Source organism: Citrobacter gillenii, from assembly GCF_013337685.1.
Taxonomy (GTDB): Bacteria; Pseudomonadota; Gammaproteobacteria; order Enterobacterales; family Enterobacteriaceae; genus Citrobacter; species Citrobacter gillenii.
Genome location: NZ_SUQN01000001.1, coordinates 507282 through 532189, shown reverse-complemented (window position 1 = coordinate 532189; position 24908 = coordinate 507282). Strand labels below are relative to the sequence as shown.

Annotated in this window: 24 protein-coding genes, 1 pseudogene and 1 riboswitch; of the genes and pseudogenes, 11 read left to right on the top strand and 14 right to left on the bottom strand. The window is 49.7% G+C overall.

Annotation, left to right across the window (positions count from 1 at the left end; translation table 11 throughout):
• Positions 1-49: 49 nt before the first annotated feature.
• The gene (locus FCH32_RS02480) at positions 50-1204 is read right to left on the bottom strand and encodes a mandelate racemase family protein (protein WP_115258060.1); all 1155 of its coding nucleotides are present in this window, start codon (positions 1202-1204) and stop codon (positions 50-52) included.
• A gap of 259 nt (positions 1205-1463) precedes the next feature.
• Positions 1464-2516 carry a class I fructose-bisphosphate aldolase gene (fbaB, locus tag FCH32_RS02475; protein WP_005129139.1) on the bottom strand — a complete coding sequence of 351 codons (1053 nt, stop codon included), beginning with the start codon at positions 2514-2516 and terminating at the stop codon, positions 1464-1466.
• A gap of 253 nt (positions 2517-2769) precedes the next feature.
• Between fbaB and FCH32_RS02470 the strand changes: the two genes are divergently transcribed.
• The 3 genes from FCH32_RS02470 to FCH32_RS02460 are packed head-to-tail and all read left to right on the top strand — an operon-like array spanning position 2770 to position 6010.
• Positions 2770-4047: a nucleoside permease gene (locus FCH32_RS02470; RefSeq protein ID WP_117343241.1), complete on the top strand. Its 1278-nt coding sequence runs from the start codon at positions 2770-2772 to the stop codon at positions 4045-4047.
• A complete protein-coding gene (locus tag FCH32_RS02465; protein ID WP_137362660.1) occupies positions 4044-5048 on the top strand; it encodes an ADP-ribosylglycohydrolase family protein in 1005 nt (334 codons plus the stop codon). Before FCH32_RS02470 ends, FCH32_RS02465 begins: the two co-directional genes overlap by 4 nt.
• Positions 5045-6010, top strand: a complete 966-nt coding sequence (locus tag FCH32_RS02460; protein WP_137399526.1) for a PfkB family carbohydrate kinase — start codon at positions 5045-5047, stop codon at positions 6008-6010. The genes FCH32_RS02465 and FCH32_RS02460 overlap by 4 nt, the downstream gene beginning before the upstream one ends.
• Here the strand turns inward: FCH32_RS02460 and FCH32_RS02455 are convergent.
• Genes FCH32_RS02455 through thiM form a run of 3 tightly spaced genes read right to left on the bottom strand, consistent with a single transcriptional unit; the run spans position 5984 to position 8368 of the window.
• Positions 5984-6730: a GntR family transcriptional regulator gene (locus tag FCH32_RS02455; protein WP_096756525.1), complete on the bottom strand. Its 747-nt coding sequence runs from the start codon at positions 6728-6730 to the stop codon at positions 5984-5986. The genes FCH32_RS02460 and FCH32_RS02455 overlap by 27 nt on opposite strands.
• A gap of 52 nt (positions 6731-6782) precedes the next feature.
• Positions 6783-7583 (bottom strand): bifunctional hydroxymethylpyrimidine kinase/phosphomethylpyrimidine kinase, encoded by an 801-nt coding sequence (gene thiD, locus FCH32_RS02450; RefSeq protein WP_117343237.1) that lies wholly within the window; start codon positions 7581-7583, stop codon positions 6783-6785.
• The gene (gene thiM, locus FCH32_RS02445) at positions 7580-8368 is read right to left on the bottom strand and encodes a hydroxyethylthiazole kinase (protein ID WP_174360427.1); all 789 of its coding nucleotides are present in this window, start codon (positions 8366-8368) and stop codon (positions 7580-7582) included. The genes thiD and thiM overlap by 4 nt, the downstream gene beginning before the upstream one ends.
• Positions 8369-8400: 32 nt before the next feature.
• A riboswitch (TPP riboswitch) is annotated at positions 8401-8497 on the bottom strand.
• A 267-nt stretch (positions 8498-8764) separates the two neighbouring features.
• Between thiM and FCH32_RS02440 the strand changes: the two genes are divergently transcribed.
• The 6 genes and pseudogenes from FCH32_RS02440 (at position 8765) to FCH32_RS02415 (ending at position 11945) form a co-directional block, all read left to right on the top strand.
• Positions 8765-9259, top strand: coding sequence for an Hcp family type VI secretion system effector (locus FCH32_RS02440; protein WP_174360426.1), 495 nt, complete (start codon positions 8765-8767; stop codon positions 9257-9259).
• Positions 9259-9627: a tlde1 domain-containing protein gene (locus tag FCH32_RS02435; protein ID WP_115258053.1), complete on the top strand. Its 369-nt coding sequence runs from the start codon at positions 9259-9261 to the stop codon at positions 9625-9627. The genes FCH32_RS02440 and FCH32_RS02435 overlap by 1 nt, the downstream gene beginning before the upstream one ends.
• Before the next feature lie 2 nt (positions 9628-9629).
• Positions 9630-10076, top strand: a complete 447-nt coding sequence (locus tag FCH32_RS02430) for a Shiga toxin A subunit (RefSeq protein ID WP_174360425.1) — start codon at positions 9630-9632, stop codon at positions 10074-10076.
• Between the two features lie 682 nt (positions 10077-10758).
• A complete protein-coding gene (locus FCH32_RS02425; RefSeq protein ID WP_174360424.1) occupies positions 10759-10968 on the top strand; it encodes a hypothetical protein in 210 nt (69 codons plus the stop codon).
• Positions 10969-10976: 8 nt separating this feature from the next.
• Positions 10977-11147, top strand: a pseudogene (locus FCH32_RS23395) (hypothetical protein); the annotation flags it as partial.
• A gap of 465 nt (positions 11148-11612) precedes the next feature.
• Positions 11613-11945: an RcnB family protein gene (locus FCH32_RS02415; protein WP_174360423.1), complete on the top strand. Its 333-nt coding sequence runs from the start codon at positions 11613-11615 to the stop codon at positions 11943-11945.
• Positions 11946-12000: 55 nt separating this feature from the next.
• Here the strand turns inward: FCH32_RS02415 and FCH32_RS02410 are convergent, their stop codons facing one another.
• From FCH32_RS02410 to apbC, 6 genes are all read right to left on the bottom strand, one after another.
• Positions 12001-12984 carry a fimbrial protein gene (locus FCH32_RS02410; protein ID WP_174360422.1) on the bottom strand — a complete coding sequence of 328 codons (984 nt, stop codon included), beginning with the start codon at positions 12982-12984 and terminating at the stop codon, positions 12001-12003.
• A gap of 11 nt (positions 12985-12995) precedes the next feature.
• Positions 12996-15482 carry a fimbrial biogenesis outer membrane usher protein gene (locus FCH32_RS02405; protein ID WP_174360421.1) on the bottom strand — a complete coding sequence of 829 codons (2487 nt, stop codon included), beginning with the start codon at positions 15480-15482 and terminating at the stop codon, positions 12996-12998.
• 13 nt (positions 15483-15495) lie between these two features.
• The gene (locus tag FCH32_RS02400) at positions 15496-16176 is read right to left on the bottom strand and encodes a fimbrial assembly chaperone (RefSeq protein WP_153244956.1); all 681 of its coding nucleotides are present in this window, start codon (positions 16174-16176) and stop codon (positions 15496-15498) included.
• Positions 16177-16239: 63 nt separating this feature from the next.
• Complete coding sequence (gene yehD, locus FCH32_RS02395; protein WP_174360420.1) at positions 16240-16779, bottom strand: fimbrial protein YehD; 540 nt, start codon at positions 16777-16779, stop codon at positions 16240-16242.
• 279 nt (positions 16780-17058) lie between these two features.
• On the bottom strand, positions 17059-17340 hold the full coding sequence (locus tag FCH32_RS02390) for a DUF2574 family protein (RefSeq protein ID WP_174360419.1): 282 nt from the start codon (positions 17338-17340) through the stop codon (positions 17059-17061).
• A gap of 264 nt (positions 17341-17604) precedes the next feature.
• Entirely contained in the window at positions 17605-18714 is a 1110-nt protein-coding gene (gene apbC / locus FCH32_RS02385; protein ID WP_096756512.1) for an iron-sulfur cluster carrier protein ApbC, read from the bottom strand.
• Between the two features lie 163 nt (positions 18715-18877).
• Between apbC and metG the strand changes: the two genes are divergently transcribed.
• Positions 18878-20911 carry a methionine--tRNA ligase gene (gene metG / locus FCH32_RS02380; protein WP_115258048.1) on the top strand — a complete coding sequence of 678 codons (2034 nt, stop codon included), beginning with the start codon at positions 18878-18880 and terminating at the stop codon, positions 20909-20911.
• Positions 20912-20987: 76 nt separating this feature from the next.
• Here the strand turns inward: metG and FCH32_RS02375 are convergent, their stop codons facing one another.
• The 3 genes from FCH32_RS02375 to FCH32_RS02365 are packed head-to-tail and all read right to left on the bottom strand — an operon-like array spanning position 20988 to position 23906.
• Positions 20988-21458 (bottom strand): YehS family protein, encoded by a 471-nt coding sequence (locus tag FCH32_RS02375; protein WP_115259919.1) that lies wholly within the window; start codon positions 21456-21458, stop codon positions 20988-20990.
• A gap of 46 nt (positions 21459-21504) precedes the next feature.
• Entirely contained in the window at positions 21505-22224 is a 720-nt protein-coding gene (gene btsR / locus FCH32_RS02370; protein ID WP_115258047.1) for a two-component system response regulator BtsR, read from the bottom strand.
• Complete coding sequence (locus tag FCH32_RS02365; RefSeq protein ID WP_096756509.1) at positions 22221-23906, bottom strand: sensor histidine kinase; 1686 nt, start codon at positions 23904-23906, stop codon at positions 22221-22223. The genes btsR and FCH32_RS02365 overlap by 4 nt, the downstream gene beginning before the upstream one ends.
• A 226-nt stretch (positions 23907-24132) precedes the next feature.
• Here FCH32_RS02365 and mlrA point away from each other — a divergent pair, with 226 nt between their 5' ends.
• Complete coding sequence (gene mlrA, locus FCH32_RS02360; protein ID WP_115258046.1) at positions 24133-24864, top strand: HTH-type transcriptional regulator MlrA; 732 nt, start codon at positions 24133-24135, stop codon at positions 24862-24864.
• Positions 24865-24908 lie beyond the last annotated feature (44 nt).

Here is a 24908-nt window from a genome sequence, read left to right as displayed (position 1 = left end):
TACATGTTGCCGGATGACGCTTGGCTTATCCGGCATTTATTGTTTTCAGTCAGTCGTGGCTGACGGTGTTGGCTTCGATATAGGCAAAATTGATGTCTTCCCCCAAACCGGGGCGCTGTGGCAGATGCACAAAACCGTCGGCGTCCATCGGGTCAACAATGCTGTTCAGGTAGGCTGCCGGTTCGTCGTAGTCGAGGAACGGATGCAGCAGGCCGCGCTCGTACCAGCGACAGTTTCGAATCGCGCCAATCACCGCGAGGCTCGCCGCACCGTTGCCGTGAACTTCGCAGTCCATGCCAAACGACTCGGCCAGGTTGGCCACTTTCAGGGTGGGCGAGATTCCCCCCACACCGTTGGCACCGGCACGTAAAATGTCGCATGCGCCCGCCTTCACCCAGTCCGCGCGGCTGTGGTGTTTTCCACCGAGGCTTTCCGGACCAATGATCGGAATGGAGAGATTTTCGGCAAGCCAGGCGTAAGACGCCATGCTCTCTTCTTCCATCGGCTCTTCAAACCAGGCAAAGTTGAGTTTTTCCAGTTCCTTGCCGATGTACAGCGCTTCTGTACGGCTGTACCAGTGATAGCCGTCGATCATCAGATCAATATCCGGTCCGACCGCCTCGCGCACGGCGGCGCAGGCTTTCACATCCATCTTCGGATTTGGCGCGAAGGAGACCGGCGGCATCCAGGTATGCAGTTTGATCGCCTTATATCCACGAGCGACCAGTTTTTCGGCAAAGCAGGCATATTCTTCCGGCGTCGACAGTCCGCCGGGCAGATCGTCACCACACATGGTGCTGCCGTAGGCCGGGACCTTATCGCGAAAACCACCCAGCAGCTTGTAGACCGGCATGTTGAGCTTGCGGCCTATCAAATCCCACAGCGCCTGCTCAACAAAAGACAGCGCGCGTTCGGTCAGTTGATGCGCGCTTCCCCGCTGCCAGTGCACCAGATCCTGCCAGATGCGCTCCCGATTAAACGGGTCCTGACCGACCATCACTTTGCGAAAAAAGGTATTCACCACAAACGGGCGCACCACTTCCGGCGGTGCAAACGAATACCCCTGGGTTCCGTCATCGGCGGTAATGGTCAGCATGGCCATTTTGGCGAGGCTTTCCGGCCCCGGATGGGAATGTCCGGCGGTATCAGAAACCCGGCGGGTGGGATACTGGAAGACGGAGACATTGATAGCTTCAATTTTCATTATTGGGTCCTTAGCGCAACTTTGAAATGCTGTTTCACATCTAAATGTATGTGCAAAAAAGCAACTTTGCCTCGGACATTCCGCGCTAAGGCATGACTATTTTCTGTGCAAGTGCACAGGGAGAGGTGATGCTTTTCACAAAAGGCAGGAGAAACGTGAGGTAGATCGGACTAATATTGCGATTATACTGAAATGATATTTTGAATTTAATTTTTCAAGAAACGCGGGTTGCCGCGACATGACCACAACCCGCGATAATTTACGCAATGGTCACTTTGTTATCCAGATAAACGTCCTGCACGGCGTTAATCAACTTAACACCATCTGCCATGGTTTTCTTGAACGCTTTACGTCCGAGGATCAGACCCATACCACCGGCACGCTTGTTAATTACCGCCGTGCGCACCGCATCGCTGAGATCGGTTTCGCCCCCTGCCGCACCGCCGGAGTTAATCAGCCCGGCGCGGCCCATATAGCAGTTCGCCAGTTGATAACGCACCAGGTCAATCGGGTTGTCGCTGGTCAGCTTGCTGTAGACGCGATCGTCGGTATAGCCAAAGTTAACGGCCTTATACCCGCCGTTATTTTCCGCCATTTTCTGCTTAACAATATCCGCTCCGATGGTGGCCGCTAGGTGGTTTGCCTGCCCGGTCAGGTCGGCGGAAACGTGATAATCCACCCCGTCTTTCTTAAATGCGGAGTTGCGCAGATAGGCCCACAGCACCGTCACCATCCCCAGTTCATGCGCACGTTCAAACGCTGCAGAAATCTCTTCAATCTGACGACGCGATTCCTCTGAGCCAAAATAGATCGTAGCCCCGACCGCCACCGCGCCCATATTGAATGCCTGCTCCACACTGGCATACAGCGTCTGGTCAAAGGTATTCGGGTAGCTGAGCGTTTCGTTGTGGTTAATTTTTACGAGGAACGGAATACGGTGTGCATAGCGACGAGATACGGAAGCCAGCACGCCGTAGGTCGACGCCACGCAGTTACAGCCCGCTTCGATAGCCAGCTCCACAATATTCTTCGGGTCAAAGTACAACGGGTTGGCGGCAAACGAGGCCCCGGCGGAATGCTCCACGCCCTGGTCGACCGGCAGAATCGACAGGTATCCCGTGCCAGCGAGTCGGCCCGTGTTATACAGCGTCTGCATATTACGCAGCACGGCAGGCGGACGATTATTGTCTACCATCACGCGGTCGACGTAATCATGCCCTGGCAGGTAAAGTTGGTCAGAAGGAATGGTCATACAACGATGCTGTAAAAGGTTGTCGGCATCTTTGCCAAGCAACTGCGCAATATCAGTCATAGCTATGCTCCCGTAAGTTCCGGTTGGATACCGGAATGTGAATTGTCCTGACCCGCCTTGTTGCGGGCAGCCATAAGCCTGGTACCGACTGCGCTTTTTTTCCATCTTTAGCGCACTTTTCAGTCATTTCCGCTGGCTCGATTCAGGCATTAAAAAACGTTAAGGCGGTCAAAATTAAAACACAAAGGTATTTTAAAGGTATTATCTACTGGTACTATGAAAACGTACCTTACCTGTCATGAAGGATGTAAAGATGAAAACTACAGCAAAGCTGTCGTTCATGATGTTCGTGGAGTGGTTTATCTGGGGCGCCTGGTTTGTACCGCTTTGGCTGTGGCTGAGTAAAAGCGGATTCAGCGCCGGAGAAATTGGCTGGTCCTACGCCTGTACCGCCATTGCCGCAATCCTGTCACCGATTTTTGTCGGTTCGCTCACCGACCGCTTTTTCTCCGCGCAAAAAGTCCTGGCGGTGTTAATGTTCGTCGGCGCCATTCTGATGTACTTCGCCGCGCAGCAGACCACCTTCGGCGGCTTCTTCCCGCTATTGTTGGCGTATTCACTGACCTATATGCCCACCATTGCGCTGACCAACAGTATTGCCTTTGCCAACGTCCCGGACGTCGAGCGTGACTTCCCACGCATCCGCGTGATGGGCACCATTGGCTGGATTGCCTCCGGTTTAGCCTGCGGGTTCTTACCGCAAATGCTGGGCTACAGCGATATCTCCCCCACCAATATCCCGTTGCTGATCACCGCCGGGAGCTCCGCGCTGCTGGGTGTCTTCGCCTTCTTCTTGCCGGATACGCCGCCAAAAAGTACCGGCAAGATGGATATCAAAGTTATGCTGGGGCTGGATGCACTGATCCTGCTGCGTGATAAGAACTTCCTTGTCTTTTTCTTCTGTTCGTTCCTGTTTGCGATGCCGCTGGCGTTTTACTACATCTTCGCCAATGGTTACCTGACCGAAGTCGGAATGAAAAATGCCACCGGCTGGATGACGCTGGGTCAGTTCTCGGAAATCTTCTTTATGCTGGCGCTGCCGTTCTTTACTAAGCGCTTTGGCATTAAAAAGGTATTATTGCTTGGTCTTATTACTGCAGCGATCCGCTATGGCTTTTTCGTCTACGGCGGCGCGGAAGAATATTTCACCTACGCACTGCTGTTTCTCGGCATTCTGCTGCACGGCGTCAGTTACGATTTCTACTATGTTACGGCCTATATCTACGTGGATAAAAAAGCGCCTGTGCATATGCGTACCGCCGCACAGGGGTTGATCACCCTCTGCTGTCAGGGATTCGGCAGTCTGCTGGGCTATCGCCTGGGCGGGGTGATGATGGAAAAAATGTTTGCGTATAAAGAACCGGTTAACGGTCTCACCTTTAACTGGGCGGGCATGTGGGGATTTGGCGCAGTCATGATTGCCGTCATTGCCGTACTGTTTATGATTTTCTTTCGCGAGTCTGACAAAGAAATCACCGCAATTAACGTGAACGACCGCGATCTGGCATTGAAAAAAGGGGAAGTAAAATGAAAGCAGAGCGTATTCTCGGTGCTCTTTATGGGCAAGCGTTAGGGGATGCGATGGGCATGCCGTCAGAGCTATGGCCCAGAACCCGCGTGAAAGCACACTTTGGCTGGATCGACCGCTTTTTGCCCGGCCCCGCGGAAAATAACGCCGCCTGCTATTTTAACCAGGCGGAGTTCACTGATGACACAGCCATGGCGCTGTGCCTGGCAGATGCTCTGCTGGAATGCGACGGGAAAATTGTCCCCGACGTCATTGGCCGAAATATCCTGGCCTGGGCGGAAGATTTCGATGCCTTCAATAAAAACGTGCTGGGCCCCACCTCGAAGATTGCCCTTAAGGCCATCCGCGACGGAAAACCCGTTACTGAGCTGGAAAACAACGGTGTCACCAACGGTGCGGCCATGCGCGTTTCACCGTTAGGCTGCCTGCTACCCGCACACGATCTTGATGCCTTCATTGATGATGTGGCGCTGGCGTCCAGCCCGACGCATAAATCGGATCTGGCGGTGGCCGGGGCCGTGGTAGTCGCGTGGGCAGTGTCGCGCGCGATCGACGGCGAACAATGGTGCGATATTGTCGATGCGCTTCCCGCCATTGCCCACCACGCCCAGCAAAAACGGATCACCACCTTTAGCGCATCGCTCGCGGCGCGCCTCGAACTGGCACTGAAAATCGTCCGCGATGCTAACGGTATCGAGTCTGCCAGTGAGCAGCTGTATCAGGTGGTGGGAGCTGGCACCAGCACCATTGAATCCGTGCCCTGCGCTATCGCCATGGTGGAACTGGCACACACCGACCCTAAGCGCTGCGCTATTTTGTGTGCGAATCTTGGCGGTGACACCGACACCATCGGTGCCATGGCGACGGCAATTTGCGGCGCACTGCACGGCGTCGGCGCGATTGACCCTGTGTTGAAACAGGAACTGGATGCGGTCAATCAGTTGGACTTTACCCGCTACGCCAGCGGATTAATGCGCCTGCGTGAGCAACGGGAGGCGCGATGAGCACCACGCGTTTGCAGGCACTTATCCCGCAGTTGCACACCCAGCGCCCGGTGACGGTAGTCGGTGCAGCGGTGATCGATGTAATTGCCGATGCGTATGCCCTGCCCTGGCGCGGTTGTGACATCGAGCTTAAACAACAAGGCGTTAATGTTGGCGGCTGTGCGCTGAACATCGCCGTCGCGCTTAAGCGTTTAGGTATCGACGCCAGCAATGCCTTGCCGCTAGGTCAAGGCGTGTGGGCAGATATCATCCGCAACCGGATGGCAAAAGAGGGTTTACACAGTCTGATTGATCATGCCGAAGGTGATAATGGCTGGTGTCTGGCGCTAGTTGAGCCGGACGGTGAACGCACCTTTATGTCCTTCAGCGGCGTCGAAAATCAGTGGAACGCCGACTGGCTTGCGCAGTTGACGATCCCGCGCCACAGTCTGGTGTATCTTTCCGGCTATCAGCTGGCTTCGCCGTGCGGCGAGCTTCTGGTGCAGTGGCTGGAGAGTCTGGATGAGGTGACGCCATTTATCGATTTTGGGCCACGCATCGGCGACATCTCCGATACCTTAATGGCGCGAATACTGGCCTGTCACCCGCTGGTGTCACTGAATCGGCAGGAAGCAGACATTGCCGCAGAACGGTTCAGGTTAAGCGTGGATGTCGAGGGTTTTGGCGCTGAGTGGGTGAAGCGCTTTGCCACGCCGGTGGTAGTTCGCCACGATAAAGACGGCGCATGGTATTTCAGTGAAACGACATCCGGCTGCGTGCCTGCATTTCCAACGAACGTGGTTGACACCATTGGCGCTGGCGACAGTCACGCAGGCGGCATGCTGGCCGGGCTGGCATCTGGCTGGTCGCTGTCCGATGCCGTGTTGCTTGGCAACGCGGTGGGATCGTGGGTGGTCGGGCATCGCGGCGGCGATTGCGCCCCCTCGCGCGGCGCGTTACTCCTCGCACACAAAGACGTATAGGTCGCTGCGGCAGTAACTGATGCTGTATTCAATGGGCCGGTGCTGCTGGTCAAGCGCGACCTGCTTGATCACCAGCACCGGCACTTTGCTGTCCATCTGAATGTGCGACTGGAACTCCGCATCCGGCATGCGGGCGCTGACGCGGGAGCGCGTGCGCTGCGGGAAAATATGCTGGCTGCGAAAATAGTCGTACAGCGAGACGCCGATAGCATCCACATCATGAATAAGATGCGCAGGGACCCAGGACTCTTCAATGGATACGGCGTCTTCATCCACATAGCGAATACGCTTAAGCAGAAAAACGTCACTGCCGGCGGTAATCGCCAGCTGCTGCGCCACCTCTTCCGGACACGGCACCACGCGTTTATTGACCCACAGCGTATCTGGTTTTTTTCCGCGTAACACCACCTGCTGAGAAAAGCCGCGCGCTTCTTTTAGCGAATATTCAAAGATATTGTTGATCTGCGTTCCGTAACCACGGGCGCGGGTCACTACCCCTTCTTCCTCCAGCGCCTGCATCGCTTTACGCACCGTAATGCGCGAAACGCCGGTCAGCTGGCTGAGATCGCGCTCACCGGGCAGAATATTGCCATGCTCGAGGATGCCGCTGCGGACAGCGTTCTTCACCGTTTGGGCGAATTTAAGATACAGCGGCGTGTTATCCGCCGCCGAAATGCGTTCATTCAGTTGCGCGATAAGCTGGGTATGCGCTTGTTCCATTTATCTTTTTCCTGACCGCTGAATCTTCAGCCAGTATACGCATTTATCCCTGCTACCACCACGCGTGGAAATGGTGTACCGGACCTATCCCCTCGCCCACTTCCAGGGAATCTGCCTGGGCCAGTGCAGCCGAGAGCCATATTTTGGCCTCCTGCACCGTATCGGCCCAGTTTGCATGACGCGGGCGTAGCGCCGCCAGCGCTGCCGACAGCGTACAACCGGTGCCATGGGTGTTTTTGGTCTTCACTCTTGGCGCGGTAAAGCGCTGCTCGCCCTCGCGAGTAAACAGCCAGTCAGGGCTTTGCGCGTCATCCAGATGACCGCCCTTCATCAGCACCGCCTCGCAGCCCAATGCCCGCAGAGCACGCCCCTGCGCCAGCATTTCCTGCTCCGTTTGGGCATGGTTTGTTTCGAGCAATGCGGCGGCCTCCGGCAGATTCGGGGTAATGATCGACACCTGCGGCAGCAGGCGAGTACGCAGCGTTTCTACCGCAGAGGAGGACAGCAGCGGATCGCCGCTTTTCGCCAACATCACTGTATCAAGCACCACATTTCGTACCTGAAAGCGGCGTAAACGCTCGGCGACCGCTTCCACAATATCCGTTTCTGCCAGCATACCGATTTTGGTGGTATCTATGCGTACATCGCTGAACACGGAGTCCAGCTGCGCGGCAACAAAATCAGGTTCGATCCGATAAACCGACTGCACACCGCGCGTATTTTGCGCCACCAGAGCCGTGATGACCGAGCAGCCATAGGCCCCGAGCGCAGAGAATGTTTTTAAATCCGCCTGAATACCTGCACCACCGCTGGGATCGGTTCCGGCAATTGTTAATGCGTTAATCCGTTTCATGCCAGCTCCTGCGCGTTCAGGTTATATAAAGCATCAAGGAATGCAGGAATAAAGCTTCCTGGCCCTGTCGAGTGTTCAGTGGCGAATTCACCGGCCTGTTTCATCCAGCTACAGGCAGACGCGACGTTACTCAGCCGGTCACCCTGCAGCGCACAGCTGGCAGCCACCACCGCCGACAGCGCACATCCGGTGCCAACGACACGCGTCATCAATGGATCGCCACCGCGAATACTCACGGTACGCTGGCCATCGGTAACGTAATCCACCTCCCCGGTTACCACGACGATGGAGGCGACCCGGCATGCCAGCGCCTGTGCCGCCGGCAGCGCAGCGGCTGCTGTGTCGGTGGTATCTACACCGCGCCCACCTCCGCGCATTCCCGCTAGCGCGAGTATTTCAGAGGCGTTACCGCGAATGGCAGCAGGCTGGAGCGAGAGCAAATCCAGGCAAAAACGACGGCGAAACTCCAGTGCCCCAACGGCAACGGGATCGAGCGTCCAGGGCGTATTCGCCCGCTGCGCCTGCTCGACCGCCGCACGCATAGCAATGGCGCGGCTCTCGGTCAGCGTACCGACATTAATCAGCACGGCATGGGCAACAGCCGCAAACTGGCTGGCTTCTTCGGGTTCAATCACCATCGCAGGTGACGCGCCCAATGCCAGAAGCGTATTGGCGGTAAAATTCTGCACGACCTCATTGGTCATACAATGCGTGAGCGGAGAAAGGGTTCTAAATTGATGTAAGGCGTGGGCCGCGAGTGCGCGGCTGTGCAGGTCAGGCTGCATGGTTCAGCTCCTGCCCGCGTGAAAGAAGGGACACGAGCAGTGTCAGACTTCCCTACGCTGGCATTATCCAGATCAGGTGGTACGGGTATTTCTCAGCCTTCACAAGGAAGGGCACCCCGAGTCATTTCATTTATAAAACAATCATTTACACATTGAAAATGTGTAGATATTTAGTGTAACCGGGGCTTAGCCCCAGGAGCAAGAATTTTCGATTTAACACAGCATTTATCACAGTGCTTATCTCACCGGTTTTTCGGGGGGATTACCCTAACACCCAATGTAGTTTTACTTAAATCACTTTTATTTCAATAGGTTTCTCGGAAAAATATTCTCCGTATACATCCATAAGTAGTACAATTAACGCTCAATACCAGCATAATTAAGAGGGATTTTGATATGGCAATACCTGTGTATCTATGGCTTACCGATGATGCAGGAAATCAAGTTAAAGGCAGTGTTGATGTGCATGGTAGAGAAGATTCTATAGAGATTTTAGAGCTTATGCATAATGTAGAGTTATCAACTGACGACAAAACCGGAAAGATCACCAGTAAGCGCCAGCATGGAGATTACGCACTAATCAAAGAAGTCGATTGTTCATCTCCTTACCTCTATCAAGGTGTATCATCCGGCAGAAAATTTAAACAAGCTGTATTAAAGTTCTACCGCATAAACTATAACGGACAAGAAGAAGAATATTTCCGTGTAACAATGGATAATGTCAGAATTAATGAAATTGAACCTTTCATGTTTGACATAAAAAAACCTACATTTGAAAAACACAACCATCTTGAAGCATTCTATTTGGCATATGAAAAAATCACCTGGCATTATCTTGATGGAAATATAATTCATTCTGATTCATGGAACGGAAATAAGGAGGCAGCGTAATGACTTGGGTTTATAAAGTAAGCGCTCACAGCTTTTATCTGAATGGAACCTATCAATTTGATGCTAAATATTCTGGCAGACCTGGATATAAAAATGATTCTGCTAATGAGTGTGTAAAAGATAACGGCCCACTTCCTAGAGGCACTTACACTATCGGCCCCGCTTTCTACCATCGTAGAACTAGAGCATGGACGATGAGACTTACGCCATACATTGAAAATCAAATGTGTGGGCGTGATGGTTTTATGATTCATGGTGATAGTGCTGCCCATCCTGGAGAAGCTTCTGATGGTTGCATTATCCTTAACTTGCCATATCGTAAAATCATTGACGCTAGCAGCGATAAAGTTTTAGTAGTGGAAGATTAATTATGTTTAAAAAACTGTTAGTCTGTTCATTTTCTTTAATCTCAATATTTGCATATGCAAAAGATTATGGATGCGCCGCTGTTGGCTTATCAATGGAATCATCTTTATTTGATGCGCTATCAAAAGATCTAAAAATTGATACATCAACTGTTGATAAAAATAAAGCCAAAGTAGATATCATTGATATTTCTCCAATCTCTGAAACCTATGCGGAATCTTTAGCACGAATTGATTACAATAAAGATCCTAGTAAGGAGAAAACAGAACATACATATAATAAGATTTATTTCTCTAGCTATTATTATAATGGTGTAAAATCTATCACAGCTAAATATACTTATATGAATAAGGCGAAAAAAAAAGATGTGTTTATTGCATCCAGCCTGATGAACAAGGATGAATGCTCTATTAGATTTAATGGATACATCACGTTATCAAGAGAGTTTTGATACTTATGGGGCAGTAATGCCCCTCTTAAAAAGAGTTATTTTGAATTACAACCATCTCATTAACCCCCTATCCTAATACAAAAAGCATTTTCAAGATAAAACACCTGCGACCTGATCAGCAATAAATAATTGATTAAATCCACTAATACGTATTTAATATAGAATAAAGAGATAAAAGGTAGTTTTCCATTCGATCATCATGAGCAGTTAAGGAGCTATTTTGTTAATGCCAGATTGTAGGTGGTTAAATCACCTATTTAAAGATAACTTATCTACATGTAAACATTAAATAAAAAAACACACACCCTAAAGCCATAGCCCCGGATGTTTTTTTGTGATCTCTGTTGTCATCTAAATCCTTGGCCTATCAGATAGTTATTTCACTTCACTAAAAAAGATTATGATTTAAAGATTAATCTGTATTGATTTATACCGATAACCGCGGTTAGGCTTTATATCAATCAAACACATTGATGTTTCATATGGATAAAAAGGTTTTTGTCTATACCTCTTAAGGTTAACAACAACATGACAAAAGGAGTGATTGTTTCCGCAATCGTTTCTTTATGTCTTGTAGCTCCAGGTGTATTTATCAGGTGATGTATAACATCGTCATTTCAAAAATGGCGGGTTAGTGTAATAATAATTAATTATAGGCTTGGGAATGAAGTATAATAAATTAATGATGATAGCTATCGTAGCAGGCGCTTTTTCACTTTCCGGTTGTAATCTGGAAAAACAATATCTTGATGATTGTGAAGCTAACGGCATTGATCGTACCGCGTGCTTTGAGCAATATCATGCTGATAATCGCGCCAACGCCGATCGTTATCAGACTTACACGGAAAATAGCCGTAAACTGGACGCGAAAAAACATTCTCATCATAACTAAGGTTTATCATGAAAACTAAATTAGCCCTGATTGCTCTTGTATGCTCTTTCGCCGTTATGCCTGCTCATGCAATTAATGCACACTATCGCGCTCAATTAGAGCGTTCTGGTTGCACACAAGTTAGTGATGGTGATGGGACTTGTGATATTCACAAAACCAAAGCGCAAAATGCGAAGGCTAAATCAGGCTCTAACGCATTTACTGCTGATGCCGATCACGTACTAAATCAACCAATTTCTACCAGTGCTGAATATCTCCTTGCTAAAGGATGGAAACCTAATAACGGTTTATGGAAGAAACAAGGTTATGTACTCTCTCTTAAAGTTGAAGCCGATACAGTCGTAAAAGCCCAACTTTCCAAGGGGTAAACAATCATAAGGCGACTTCGGTCGCCTTTATTGATTGAAGATAGTAAAGATGCTGACATCTTGCGATGTCGTCCTGTGACTGTATCACAACAAACTGATGTAAATTGCAGAGCAGCAGCGGTATTGCTAAATTGCGGTTCAACGTTGCCGCCTGCTCGTACTTCATTTACACTTTTTACGAAATAACTGGAGTTCTCACAAAATAGTGCTTGTCAGATATCCTGTAAGCCCGGAATGATACACGAACGTTGTTGACGACCCGAATGAGTAGAGAGGATGGGTATGAAGAATAAAATGTTGCTGGGTGCAGTGCTGCTCGTAACCAGCACCGTCTGGGCAGCGCCTGCCGCCATCGCAGCCCCTAAAGGCATCGATAAATATGAGCTGAGCGGCTTTATTGCTGACTTTACCCATTTCAAACCCGGTGACAAGGTTCCGCCCCTGTATCTCACCGAAGAATACACCATTAAGCAGTGGAACCTGCGTAACCTGCCCGCACCGACGGCAGGCACCCACTGGACCTACATGGGCGGCGCGTATGTGCTGGTCAATGATGCCGATGGCAAGATCATCAAAGCCTACGACGGCGAGATTTTTTATCACCGGTAATAAGATAAAAACACGTACTTTCAGCTGGAAAGTACGTGAAATATCCGCAAATCAATTAGTCATAAGATACTGCAAATATCACCTTACTTTGAACCTCACCAGGTCGTAATGATTCACCTGTTACGCGAACATATTTCGCAGTGACAGGGAAAGTGTACTGATTGTTGATTGTTTCCAGTTTAGTAATTCTGTTCATCAAAGTATCCCCCAGTTTTAGGGGAGTAGTAGCAGTACCATTATATATCTGGAACCCTACCCCTTTTGCGCCATTTGTTATCGTATTTTTTAGTATTTTCCCGCTTTCATCCCAGTCACCGCGAGCCACCTTAAAACTCACGGGGTTGGTGGTGACATTGTAAACACTGTTGCAATTCAGTACCAAATTAGTCGACCCTGATTTGGTATTATTTGCCGCGTTCATTTCATTTAATGTTGTATCTGGCATTTTAATTTCGTATGTCGACTGAGAAAAACGACAGGTTGTAGGCTTGTGTATAACAGTGAAGTTAATATTCTGGGTATAAACAGAGCCAGTTGATAAACGACCAGATAACCAACAAAGGCCATAAATAAACCAGTTGGATGTGCAGGAATTTTCAGCAGTAATACTCACCGCAGAATCACTCATACTAAACGCATCGTCAAATACCGTCTGCTTAGCCGTTCCTGAATTTACATAACTTGCTGTTATAGTAAAGCTTTTAGTATTCAACACTTCACTCGCACTAACCGTTTTCTTACCAATGCTAACTGGGAAATCATTGCTGGTCAGATTGATATTTATTAAAACCTTTTTGCCGCTATTACCCTGAATTGCAACAATATAATCCTTAAGGGGCGATGTATAATATAAACTGTCACTATTGGCAGTACACACTATATCGCTACTGGAATTGAGATTAATTTTATTCGTCGCTGTTCCGGATGTCATATCCAGATTAATTGTCGTTAGCGCGCCATTTTTTGTCTGAAATGTACACCCGGCATCTGCGCCAAAGGATGACAACAGAAGCAATATCAAAAATACGTATCCTTTCATATCTTGCATCCTTAGCGGCAAATATATACTTTATTCTCATCAATCGCCTTATCGAAGGTAATCGTACAGAATTGTCCCTGTTGTTTATTAACTGCGACGCGTATCGAGGCAGGAATGTCGTTGGTACGAATAAATAACCGGCTACCCTGGCCCACAAGGCCAACATTATTACCGGTTTCATCCTCCACTTCATAACCGAAAGACAACGGAGAACCGTCCGGACGCTCGGCAATGAAGTACCAGGGTTGACGCCGATCGGTTTCAAACTCCATCATCACGACTGCGCCGCGATAGGGTACTGCGCCTTTTCTATTGCCCAGGAGTGCCACATCGCTTTTACTCTCGGAAAGATCCAGCATCAGCATATTTTCACGGTACGGCGTCAAACTGTCGTAAATCGCGTAACCTTTGCTATTGGTTGTTAAATAACGATGTCCTTGCACAGCCGCGCCCTGCAATCCAGGCGCATTAACAATGGCGAATGTATCTGAAAGCCGAGGCGCTAACGCGACACCATCTGACCACACCACCAAACCACCCTGAATATTGCCGCTGGCCTGCTGATACTTATTCGATTGACTATAACTGCTGCCAAAGGTCGCCACTGGCGCTCGCCAGACCATGCTACCGCCCGCCGTTGTTTCGTTCCCCTGTCGTTGGTGACTAAGGTTGGCGCCATAGCTGAATTGATCGCGATTACCCGCCACCCCGCTTAAGCTGGTGTTGTTCGATTGATAACCATCATCATCAAACGTCGTTGAGTTAGAGACGAACAAATCACGCCGCGGCGTGGAAATACCGTCCCCCCAGGAAAACGGAATCGATATATACAGGTTAAAACGCTTATCCTCGTGGTTATCCTCATCATAGGTCTGGCTAATAGCAAAGGTATAGCTGACACGCTGCCAGGTATTCGAATAACTCAACTGATAATCTTTACCCGTCCCACTACGTTGCCAGTAGTCGCGCCACAAACCGCTGACGGCCAGAAATCCCCAATCAGCAGGCAGTGCCTGGTTGATGTTCAGGGAAAAACTGTTCTTACGGCCAAAGTCGTTCTGGTAGTAGTCCGCAACGTCGTAAACATCATTTTCATCGCGGTCATAGTGATTTTTGTTATTCGCCCATACGTAGTCATTAAAGGTACGATAATCCCGCGAGGAATAACGTAAAGCTGCCAGCGCAAACTGCGTGCCGGTCTGGGCGACATACTTGTTCCACGCAACCTGATAGCTCTGGCCATCAAATACATCGCCATTGTCTTGCTCGCTATGCGATCGCGTGGCATCTACCGATACCGCACCAATGGGCGTATTCCAGCCGGTCCCAAGCACAAATGAAAAATAGTTCTGCGACAGCATTGTACCGCCATAGACCGTTAGCAGATTGTTCAGACCATACTGATAGCTGCCTTGTAGGAAATCATACTGATTGCCAGCCCCCTCAATATGACTACGCCCTGCAGCAAAATCATATTTCGATACGCCCGACTGCAGCATATTCGGCACAGATGAATAAGGCACCAAATAATGAGATACCGAACCGTCGGCCTCTTTCACGCTCACATCTAAATCCGCGCCGCCGCCAGCGAGCTGTAGATCATCAATAGCAAATGGGCCTGGTGGTACTTCTTTCTGGTAAATAACAAAGCCGTTTTGTTCGATGGTTACCAGCGCGTTACTCTGGGCAATCCCACGGACTACTGGGGTAAAATTCTGTTTTGAGTTCGGTAACATTTGCATATCGCGCCAGATACGTACACCACGAAAACGTACCGCGTCAAAAATATCCGAACCGGTGTACATATCTCCGGTACGTAGCGTGCCAAGTATTTGCGGGATACCGCGCTCCATATATAGCGTGTTGCTTTTCCAATTGCCGCTGTCCTCGTTACCTTTCGTATAGTTGGCATTTGAGTGCAACTGCCAACCCAGCAGGTTCAATCCGCTATTCAGGTTCACATAGCTACTTTTATCATCGCCACCGTGTTTATAACTACTGTAATACTGGCTGGCGTAATAAGATGTATAAAACGCATCAACCCCACGATCCCAGGCTTCAGGCGGCATATATCCTGGTTCATATTCAAGCACATACGCCTGCGGCACACTTAAATTCAGAATAAATTGCCCAATGTCATAACCGACACTGCCGCCCTGCACTGCTGCACGTAGCGACACGCCCCCCTCTTTTTTATCCGTTTTAATATTCTCGGTGCGAATACCAATTTGCTGCAATTGTGCCAAGGATAAACATGTCGCATCAGGATCGGCTTTGATATTAATATCGTACCGACCACGCCACTGATTATTAAGATAAATATCCATTTCATATATGCCAGGCATTGGCTTACCATCATCAATTTGATAGCGGGATATTTTCTCACCGTTCAAACCGCCGATCATAAAGTGGGTATCAAATGTGTCTTCTTCAGCCCATGCGGATGAAGTGGCCAACACCGACAGGATTGCCAGTGTAATGGAGTTTATCTTTGACATAATCAGTCCTTGACTATCTTTCCGTTTTTATTTTTTCACTTAGGTAGTTCCCGTGATCATCAATAAGAGTGATCTTGTAATGATTAACGACAGCAGCGGTAACAACCTTTTTATCTGACCACGGAGCAAGTAACACTGTCTCGCTGTTTATTTTCGCATTACCCACTAACTCAGGTATCGTTATCCAGTTGGCGGAATTGTTTTTGATATTAATGCCACCACTGACATATCTGACGCTTAAGCGAGAAAAGCTTTTTTCATCTACACCGGCAATACCCTGCGGACGATATATAAATTTGATGCGATTCTGCATAGCAAATTTAATCATATTCTTACCTTCTGATTCCGCAGAATTAGGAGGAATATCTAACACATTAAGAAAAAAAAGACTTTCACGATCTTTTGGCAGCGTATTTGCCAGTTGCTTAATTTTCAATTGTTGACCAGAACCTCCGCTGACCTTAGCCACAGGAGGATTCATCACGAATGGCACCTGGATTTTTTCTGGTGGCAGGCTAGTGTCTCCATCATCTATCCAGGACTGAACCAGGGAACTACGGCTACCTTCATTCATTAACTGTACGGTAATTTCTCTTTTCTGTGCCGGATAAATGACACGCGTGCCGTAAATATAAACCCCTCCCCACGCAGGCAATACTGTGCCAGCCAATAATAATGCTAATATTTTTTTCATTATAACTATCCTTACTACGGGAATAATCGGCGACCAGAGCCGCCGATAAACAGAATAGTAATCTTAATCAGTAACAACGGTCATCGTCAGTGAAGAGGCAACGTCACCAGCAGAGACAGCGGCAGTGCCAATTTTCGCGTAGCGTGCACTAAAGTTCAGAGTATATTTATTGTCTGCAGTTTTAGTTAGCGTAATACCTTCTTCAGGGTTAACCGGTTTAGTAAAATCATCACCATAGTAAACGGAGAAGCCAGCACCATTATTTGCGGCAGTGTTTCGTGTAATATACTTATTAGCGCTATCAAATTGGGAACTGGAGAAAGTAATTTTCGGTGCTGTATTCCCCGTACATTCTACAGATAATGGCACGGTAGTTTTATTTGAGTATCCGTCATAAACACCGCCAGCAGTTAAGGCATTTAATCTATCAGTACCAATTTGGTTCATACCAATAGTCGCCGTGCTATCCCCCGTAAATTTACAGGTTGTTCCGACCACTTTACCAGTAATAATCAATTCCCCCTGATCGGTATCAGCAGCAAAAACCCCAGCGCTCATAAATACAACAGACAGCACAGCAGCAGAAATAATTGAACGTTTCATAGTATCTTCCTTAATGAATTAATTTCTATTTGTTAAGAGGGTTCAACTCCTGAAATTAAATTCTCACATCAGAAACGTTACCGCAATGTAAACACCTTGTTTTATTGATTTAAAACAAATTATAAACCGCAATATAATTACAACAAATAAGTAATAGCGAATACTATTTTAGCATTTAATAAATTAGCGTAATTAATCATTCGATATTATTCTTGAGGATAATAAAAAAGCACCAATCATTCATAATTATGATTGGTGCTTAATAGTATTTTCCGTATATTAATCGTAACGGCTTAACACTATTTGCCGAGCGGCATCCCCTCCCAGGGGCACAAGCTCGGTCACCACGCCTCTTACAGGATGAGACGCAACCTCGTGGATGTTTGGAGTCAAGGTGGTGCCGCCGCAGCGTTGCTGCACTTTATTGTTAACAACATCAGCGCTGCACGTCGATTCAGTCACCCTGCCACTGATGGTTAATGTGGCAGTATCAGAAGCGAAGACAGAAGAACTCATTCCATAAGCCAGAGTAATAAGTCCCAACAATAAACCAATTTTCATTGCATTCATTATTCCTGTATGGGTGGAAAACAGCGCATTCGCCGTCGGTCCGGTTAATTATGGGTTAACTTCCTTGCTAAAACCAATTGAGATTGTAGATTAATTGGTTTGATTTGATCAATTGCAATGATGCATTGAGGTGATTTATTCGGAAAAAGACATGAATTATACAGGCAGGATAAACAATATTACGAAGTCTTTTCACTCTAAGCATTCACCGCATCAATAATACGTTGATGCGGTGAATATCTGTAACACTATAAATTACACCGCGCGGAAGGCAATTTCGCCCGGAATAACTTCACCCTGCCAGTACAGCTGTGCGGCGATACGTCCTGCCAGGTCACGGTAAATCGCCGTGAATTCGCTGTCAGGACGGCTAATAACCGTCGGCGTACCGCGATCGAGGTCTTCACGCAGAGAAATGTGCAGAGGCATTTGTCCCAGCAGTTGAGTACGATATTGCTCCGCCAGCTTCTGCGCGCCACCGGTGCCGAAGATCGGCTCATGATGACCACAGTTGCTGCAGATATGCATACTCATGTTCTCAACGATGCCCAGAACCGGCACTTCTACCTTTTCGAACATCACAATGCCTTTTTTGGCATCGATAAGCGCAATGTCCTGCGGTGTGGTTACTACAACCGCCCCCGTTACCGGGATGTTCTGCGCCAGCGTCAGCTGAATGTCACCGGTGCCCGGCGGCATATCCAGGACCAGATAATCCAGATCTGGCCATAACGTTTCTTGCAGCATCTGCAGCAGCGCTTTACTGGCCATCGGGCCGCGCCACACCATGGCGTTATCGTCGGTGACAAGATAACCAATGGAGTTGGTTGCCAGGCCATGAGACATAATCGGCGCCATATGGGTGCCGTCCGGTGAGGTCGGGCGCTGATTTTCTGCACCGAGCATCGTCGGGATAGACGGGCCATAAATATCGGCATCGAGAATACCGACCTTCGCCCCTTCCGCAGCAAGCGCCAGCGCCAGGTTAACGGCGGTTGAGGACTTGCCTACGCCACCTTTGCCCGAGCTAACGGCAATGATGTTCTTCACACCATTAATACCCGGCTGGTTTTTCACGCGCTTCAGCGTCGCAATGTTGTGCGACAGTTTCCAGTCAATGGCTTTCGCGCCGGTGATACGCAGTAGATCGGCACTGCATTGCTCTTTTAATACTTCAAACGCGCTGTGCCAGACGAACGGCATCACCAGCTCAACGTGCAGCGTGTCATCCATCCAGGCGACATGGTGCAACGCTTTTAGCGTCGTCAGATTATGCTTCAGGGTTGAATGTTGAAAATTCGCCAGCGTCCCGGCGACCATAGCGCGCAGGGTTTCTGGTGATTTGGCCTGGGATTGTGCGTTCATCCCGACTCCTTTTTGTTGTTCTGAAAGACGATTGTCACCAGCTAGTTTACTCCAACCGCGACAATTATTCATTTACGGATAAATGCCCTTATCACTTGGCGCAGTAATTACCATTTTGGTACTATCAAAGCCCTTTTCACTACAAAAGAAGTAATTGCCCACTATGACTCAAGTCGCGAAGAAAATTCTGGTAACGTGCGCGCTGCCGTACGCCAACGGCTCCATCCACCTCGGCCATATGCTGGAGCACATCCAGGCTGATGTCTGGGTCCGTTACCAGCGAATGCGCGGCCACCAGGTAAACTTCATCTGCGCGGACGACGCACACGGTACGCCAATCATGCTGAAGGCTCAGCAGCTTGGCATTACACCAGAGCAGATGATCGGTGAAATGAGTCAGGAGCATCAGACTGATTTTGCAGGGTTTGATATCAGCTACGACAACTACCACTCCACGCACAGCGATGAGAACCGGGAGCTGTCCGAGCTTATTTACACGCGCCTGAAAGAAAACGGTTTTATTAAAAACCGCACGATCTCCCAGCTGTACGACCCGGAAAAAGGCATGTTCCTGCCGGACCGTTTCGTTAAAGGCACTTGCCCGAAATGTAAGGCAGCGGATCAGTACGGCGATAACTGCGAAGTGTGCGGCGCGACCTACAGCCCAACCGAACTTATCGAGCCGAAGTCCGTGGTGTCTGGCGCGACGCCGGTCATGCGTGACTCCGAACACTTCTTCTTTGACCTGCCGTCATTCAGCGAAATGCTGCAGGCATGGACGCGCAGCGGCGCGTTGCAGGAACAAGTTGCGAACAAAATGCAGGAGTGGTTTGAATCCGGCCTGCAGCAGTGGGACATTTCCCGCGACTCACCGTACTTCGGTTTTGAAATCCCGAATGCGCCAGGCAAATACTTCTATGTCTGGCTGGATGCGCCGATTGGCTATATGGGCTCGTTCAAAAACCTGTGTGACAAGCGCGGCGATACCACAAGCTTTGATGAATACTGGAAAAAAGATTCTGACGCCGAGCTGTATCACTTCATCGGTAAAGATATCGTTTATTTCCACAGCCTGTTCTGGCCTGCCATGTTGGAAGGCAGTAACTTCCGTAAACCGACTAACCTGTTCGTCCACGGTTATGTGACGGTGAACGGCGCGAAGATGTCAAAATCTCGCGGAACCTTCATTAAAGCCAGCACCTGGCTGAAGCACTTTGATGCCGACAGCCTACGCTATTACTACACGGCGAAGCTTTCTTCACGTATCGATGACATCGACCTGAACCTCGAAGATTTTGTTCAGCGCGTTAACGCCGACATCGTCAACAAAGTGGTCAACCTGGCGTCCCGTAACGCGGGCTTTATCAGTAAGCGTTTTGACGGCGTACTGGCAGCTGAACTGGCCGATCCGGCACTGTACAAGACCTTTACCGACGCCGCGACAGTGATTGGCGAAGCGTGGGAAAGCCGCGAGTTCGGTAAAGCCATTCGTGAAATTATGGCGCTGGCCGACGTGGCTAACCGCTACGTTGACGAACAGGCTCCGTGGGTTGTCGCCAAACAAGAAGGCCGTGACGCCGATCTGCAGGCGATTTGCTCCATGGGTATTAACCTGTTCCGCGTCCTGATGACCTACCTGAAACCGGTTCTGCCAACGTTGAGCGAGCGTGTCGAAGCATTCCTGAACAGCGAACTGACCTGGGATGCCATCCAGCAGCCGCTGCTCGGCCACAAGGTCAACACCTTCAAAGCGCTGTACAACCGCATCGACATGAAACAGGTTGAAGCCCTGGTTGAAGCATCAAAAGAAGAAGTGAAAGCGGCTGCCGCACCGGTTACCGGCCCGCTGGCGGACGACCCGATTCAGGAAACCATCACCTTTGACGATTTTGCCAAAGTTGACCTTCGCGTGGCGCTGATCGAAAACGCCGAGTTCGTTGACGGCTCCGACAAACTGCTGCGCCTGACCCTGGATCTGGGCGGTGAAAAGCGTAATGTCTTCTCCGGCATCCGTTCAGCCTATCCGGACCCGCAGGTGCTGATTGGTCGTCAGACCATTATGGTGGCTAACCTGGCACCGCGTAAAATGCGCTTCGGCATTTCTGAAGGCATGGTGATGGCCGCCGGCCCTGGCGGGAAAGACATCTTCCTGTTAAGCCCTGACGAAGGCGCCAAACCTGGCCAACAGGTGAAATAAACAAAAAAAGCCGGATTATTATCCGGCTTTTTTTTGCCCGTTAGCGCTACGCATGCACGGACCTGCGGGTATTAAATCACGCTTTCGTGTGATGTACCCGGTGAGTCAAACCACGCAGGAAATAACGTAAAAACTGGTCTCCACACTCGCGGTAGTTTTTATGTTCCGGCGCACGCATCATGGCGGTAATTTCCGGCATCGACACGCGGAATTTCTGCTCGGTCATAATGGCCAGAATATCATCGGTTTTCAGTGAAAAGGCAATACGCAGCTTTTTCAGCACCGTATTGTTGTTCACCCGACGCTCAAGCGCCAGCTCCGGCGCCGAATCATCTTTACCGCGCAGATGGTAGATCAGGCCGTTTAGAAAACCGGAGAGAATGATGTCCGGGCAACGAATAAACCCGTCTTCATCTTCTTTCGTCATCCAGGTGTCGAAACCTGCGGCGGTGGATTCCATGTCAGCAAGCGCAAGGATCCGCACCATGTCGTTATTGTTCGCTTTCAGGGTGTAGCGCAGGCTACGAAGAATGTCGTTACTTAGCATAGAGCCTTCAACTGTCGGTGATGCAATGGCGCGCAGTGTACCAGTTTTACAGACCAATCGCCTCTTTTAGGCTTTTAAGATAACGGCGGCTCACCGGCACGGTCAGGCCGTTACGTAAAATCAACTCGGCCTGGCCGTTATCTTCCAGGCGAATCTCCTGCAGCTGCGCCATGTTCACCAGATATTGTCGATGGCAGCGCAACAGCGGCGTGCGGCTCTCCAGCGTTCTCAGCGTAAGTTCGGTAAAGCCTTCTTTGCCGTCGCTGCTGGTGACAAAAACGCCGCTCATGCGGCTGCTGACAAACGCAACATCGTCCATTTGCAGCAGATAAATGCGGCTGTGACCGGAACACGGAATAAATTTTAGCGCCTGCTGGTTTTCCGGCAGCACCGACACATCCTGCTTCGTGCGCTCCTGGCGTAAACGGATCAGCGTTTTCTCCAGCCGGGTTTCTTCAATCGGCTTGAGCAAATAATCAAAGGCATGCTCTTCAAAGGCTTTCACCGCATACTCATCAAATGCGGTGAGAAAAACAATATACGGACGGTGTTCAGGATCGAGCATGCCCACCATTTCCAGACCGCTAATACGTGGCATCTGGATATCGAGAAACAGCACATCAGGGCGCAATTTATGCACCGCGCCGATGGCCTCAACGGCATTCGAACATTCCCCCACAATCTCAATGTCGCTTTGCTCCTGCAACAGGATCCGCAGATTTTCCCGCGCTAACGGTTCGTCATCCACAATCAACACTTTGATCATGCCAGTTCCTCCAGGGGAAGTCGTAAAGTGATTCGGGTAAAGAGGTCAGGTTCACACACTACGCTGATGCCAAAATCATCGCCAAACCGTTCACGTAGTCGCTTATCCACCAGATTCATCCCCAGCCCGCTGGCCTCGGTTGTCGGCAGATACAGGCCGGCATTATCTTCGATATCCAGCATCAGATACTGCCCTTCTCGCCGGGCGGTAATGGAGACTTCACCGGTATCAAGTAGCTGAGAGGTACCGTGCTTAATCGCATTCTCGACAATGGGCTGCAACGTAAATGCTGGCAATTGCTGATGCGAAAGTTCATCCGGTACCGTTAAAGTGACCTGCAGGCGCGACTGAAAGCGCGCCTTTTCAATTTGCAGATAGGCGTTAACGTGTTCAATTTCATCTGCCAGCGTCACAATTTCTGACGGCCGTTTGAGGTTTTTGCGAAAGAAGGTCGACAGATATTGCACCAACTGACTGGCCTGCTCGCTGTCGCGGCGAATCACCGCTTTAATGGTATTGAGCGCATTAAACAGAAAATGGGGATTCACCTGCGCATGCAGAAGCTTAATTTCTGACTGTGTGAGCATCGCTTTTTGCCGTTCATATTGCCCGGCAAGGATCTGCGCTGACAGCAACTGCGCAATCCCTTCGCCAAGCGTGCGGTTGATCGAACTAAATAAGCGGTTTTTGGCTTCATACAGTTTGATGGTCCCCATCACCCGCTGGTTTTCACCACGCAAAGGGATCACCAGCGTCGAGCCTAATTTGCAGTGCGGATGCAGTGAGCAGCGGTAAGGTACCTCGTTGCCGTCGGCATACACCACTTCGCCGGTATCAATCGCTTTTTGGGTATAAGAGGATGAAATCGGCCTACCTGGCAGATGATGGTCGTCACCAATTCCGGTAAAGGCCAGCAGCTTATCGCGATCGGTTATCGCCACTGCACCAATGTCCAGCTCCTCATACAGTACCTGGGCCACCTTCATGCTGTTAACCTCGTTAAACCCCTGGCGCAATATGCCTTCCGTTGAGGCGGCAACTTTTAGCGCAGTGGCTGAAAACGCCGAGGTGTATTTTTCGAACATGGCCCGTTTGTCGAGCAAAATACGCATAAATAAGGCTGCACCCACGGTATTGGTGACCATCATCGGCGCGGCAATATTGCTCACCAGATGCAGCGCATTATCAAAGGGACGCGCAATCAATAAAATGATCAGCATCTGCACCAGTTCGGCAAAAAAGGTGATCGCGCCCGCCGTCAGCGGGCTAAAGACTTTATCAGTGCGACCGCGACGGGTCAGTACGCTGTGTACCAGCCCGCCGAGCAGTCCTTCAACAATGGTCGAGATCATGCAGCTCAGCGCGGTCATTCCGCCCATCGAATAACGATGCAGGCCGCCAGTCAACCCGACTAGCCCCCCAACCACCGGGCCGCCAAGCAAGCCACCCATCACCGCGCCAATCGCACGGGTGTTGGCAATGGAGTCTTCAATATGCAGCCCCAGGTAGGTACCCAGAATGCAAAAGATGGAAAAGGTGACGTAGCAAAGGAGTTTGTGCGGCAGCCGGATAGTGACCTGCATCAGCGGGATAAATAAACGCGTTTTGCTCATTAACCACGCAATAACAAGAAACACGCACATCTGCTGTAGCAGCAGCAACACCAGATTAAACTCGTACATACCCGCCAACCACAGTCTTCTTAAAAGCGCGTAACATACATGGGCTGCGCGTAACTTTCTTTGAACTGTTGCAAAAAATGAGGAATTTGTGAGAACGGTCACTCAAAAGCGTGGGTATGACTACAAAATCACCCATTCCGTGAGCAAAAAACAGACAAAACTACCTGGTTCGCAAAAGAGCGTCTAAAGTAAAACTGGGACCTCGCGAGCAAGAGTGAGACAACAAATGGCGCTTTACACCATCGGTGAAGTGGCTTTGCTTTGTGATATTAACCCTGTCACTTTACGTGCGTGGCAGCGGCGATATGGATTACTGAAACCGCAGCGCACAGACGGCGGTCATCGTTTGTTTAACGACGCGGACATCGACAGGATCCGCGAGATCAAACGCTGGATAAACAACGGTGTGCAGGTCAGTAAGGTTAAAATGTTGCTCAGCAATGAGAGCATTGATGTGCACAACGGCTGGCGCGAGCAGCAAGAAACGCTGTTGAGCTATTTGCAAAGTAATAATTTGCATAGTCTGCGATTGTGGATCAAAGAACGTGGCCAGGATTATCCCGCCCAGACGCTGAACACCCATCTGTTCATTCCGCTGCGGCGACGCCTGCAATGTCAGCAACCTATTCTTCAGGCACTGCTCGGCATTCTTGACGGCGTGCTGATTAACTACATTGCGATTTGCCTCGCCTCAGCCCGTAAGAAACAAGGTAAAGACGCGCTGGTCGTCGGCTGGAATATTCACGATACCACCCGGTTATGGCTGGAGGGCTGGGTCGCCAGCCAGCAAGGATGGCGGGTTGACGTACTGGCTCACTCGCTCAATCAACTGCGACCGGAACTGTTTGAGGGCCGGACACTTCTGGTGTGGTGCGGCGATAACCAGACGGCCGCTCAACACCAACAATTAACCGAGTGGCGTGCGCTAGGCCACGATATTTATCCACTCGGTATTTAATATTCCATTAACAAACGTGTACAATCCTTTTATATACCATAAGG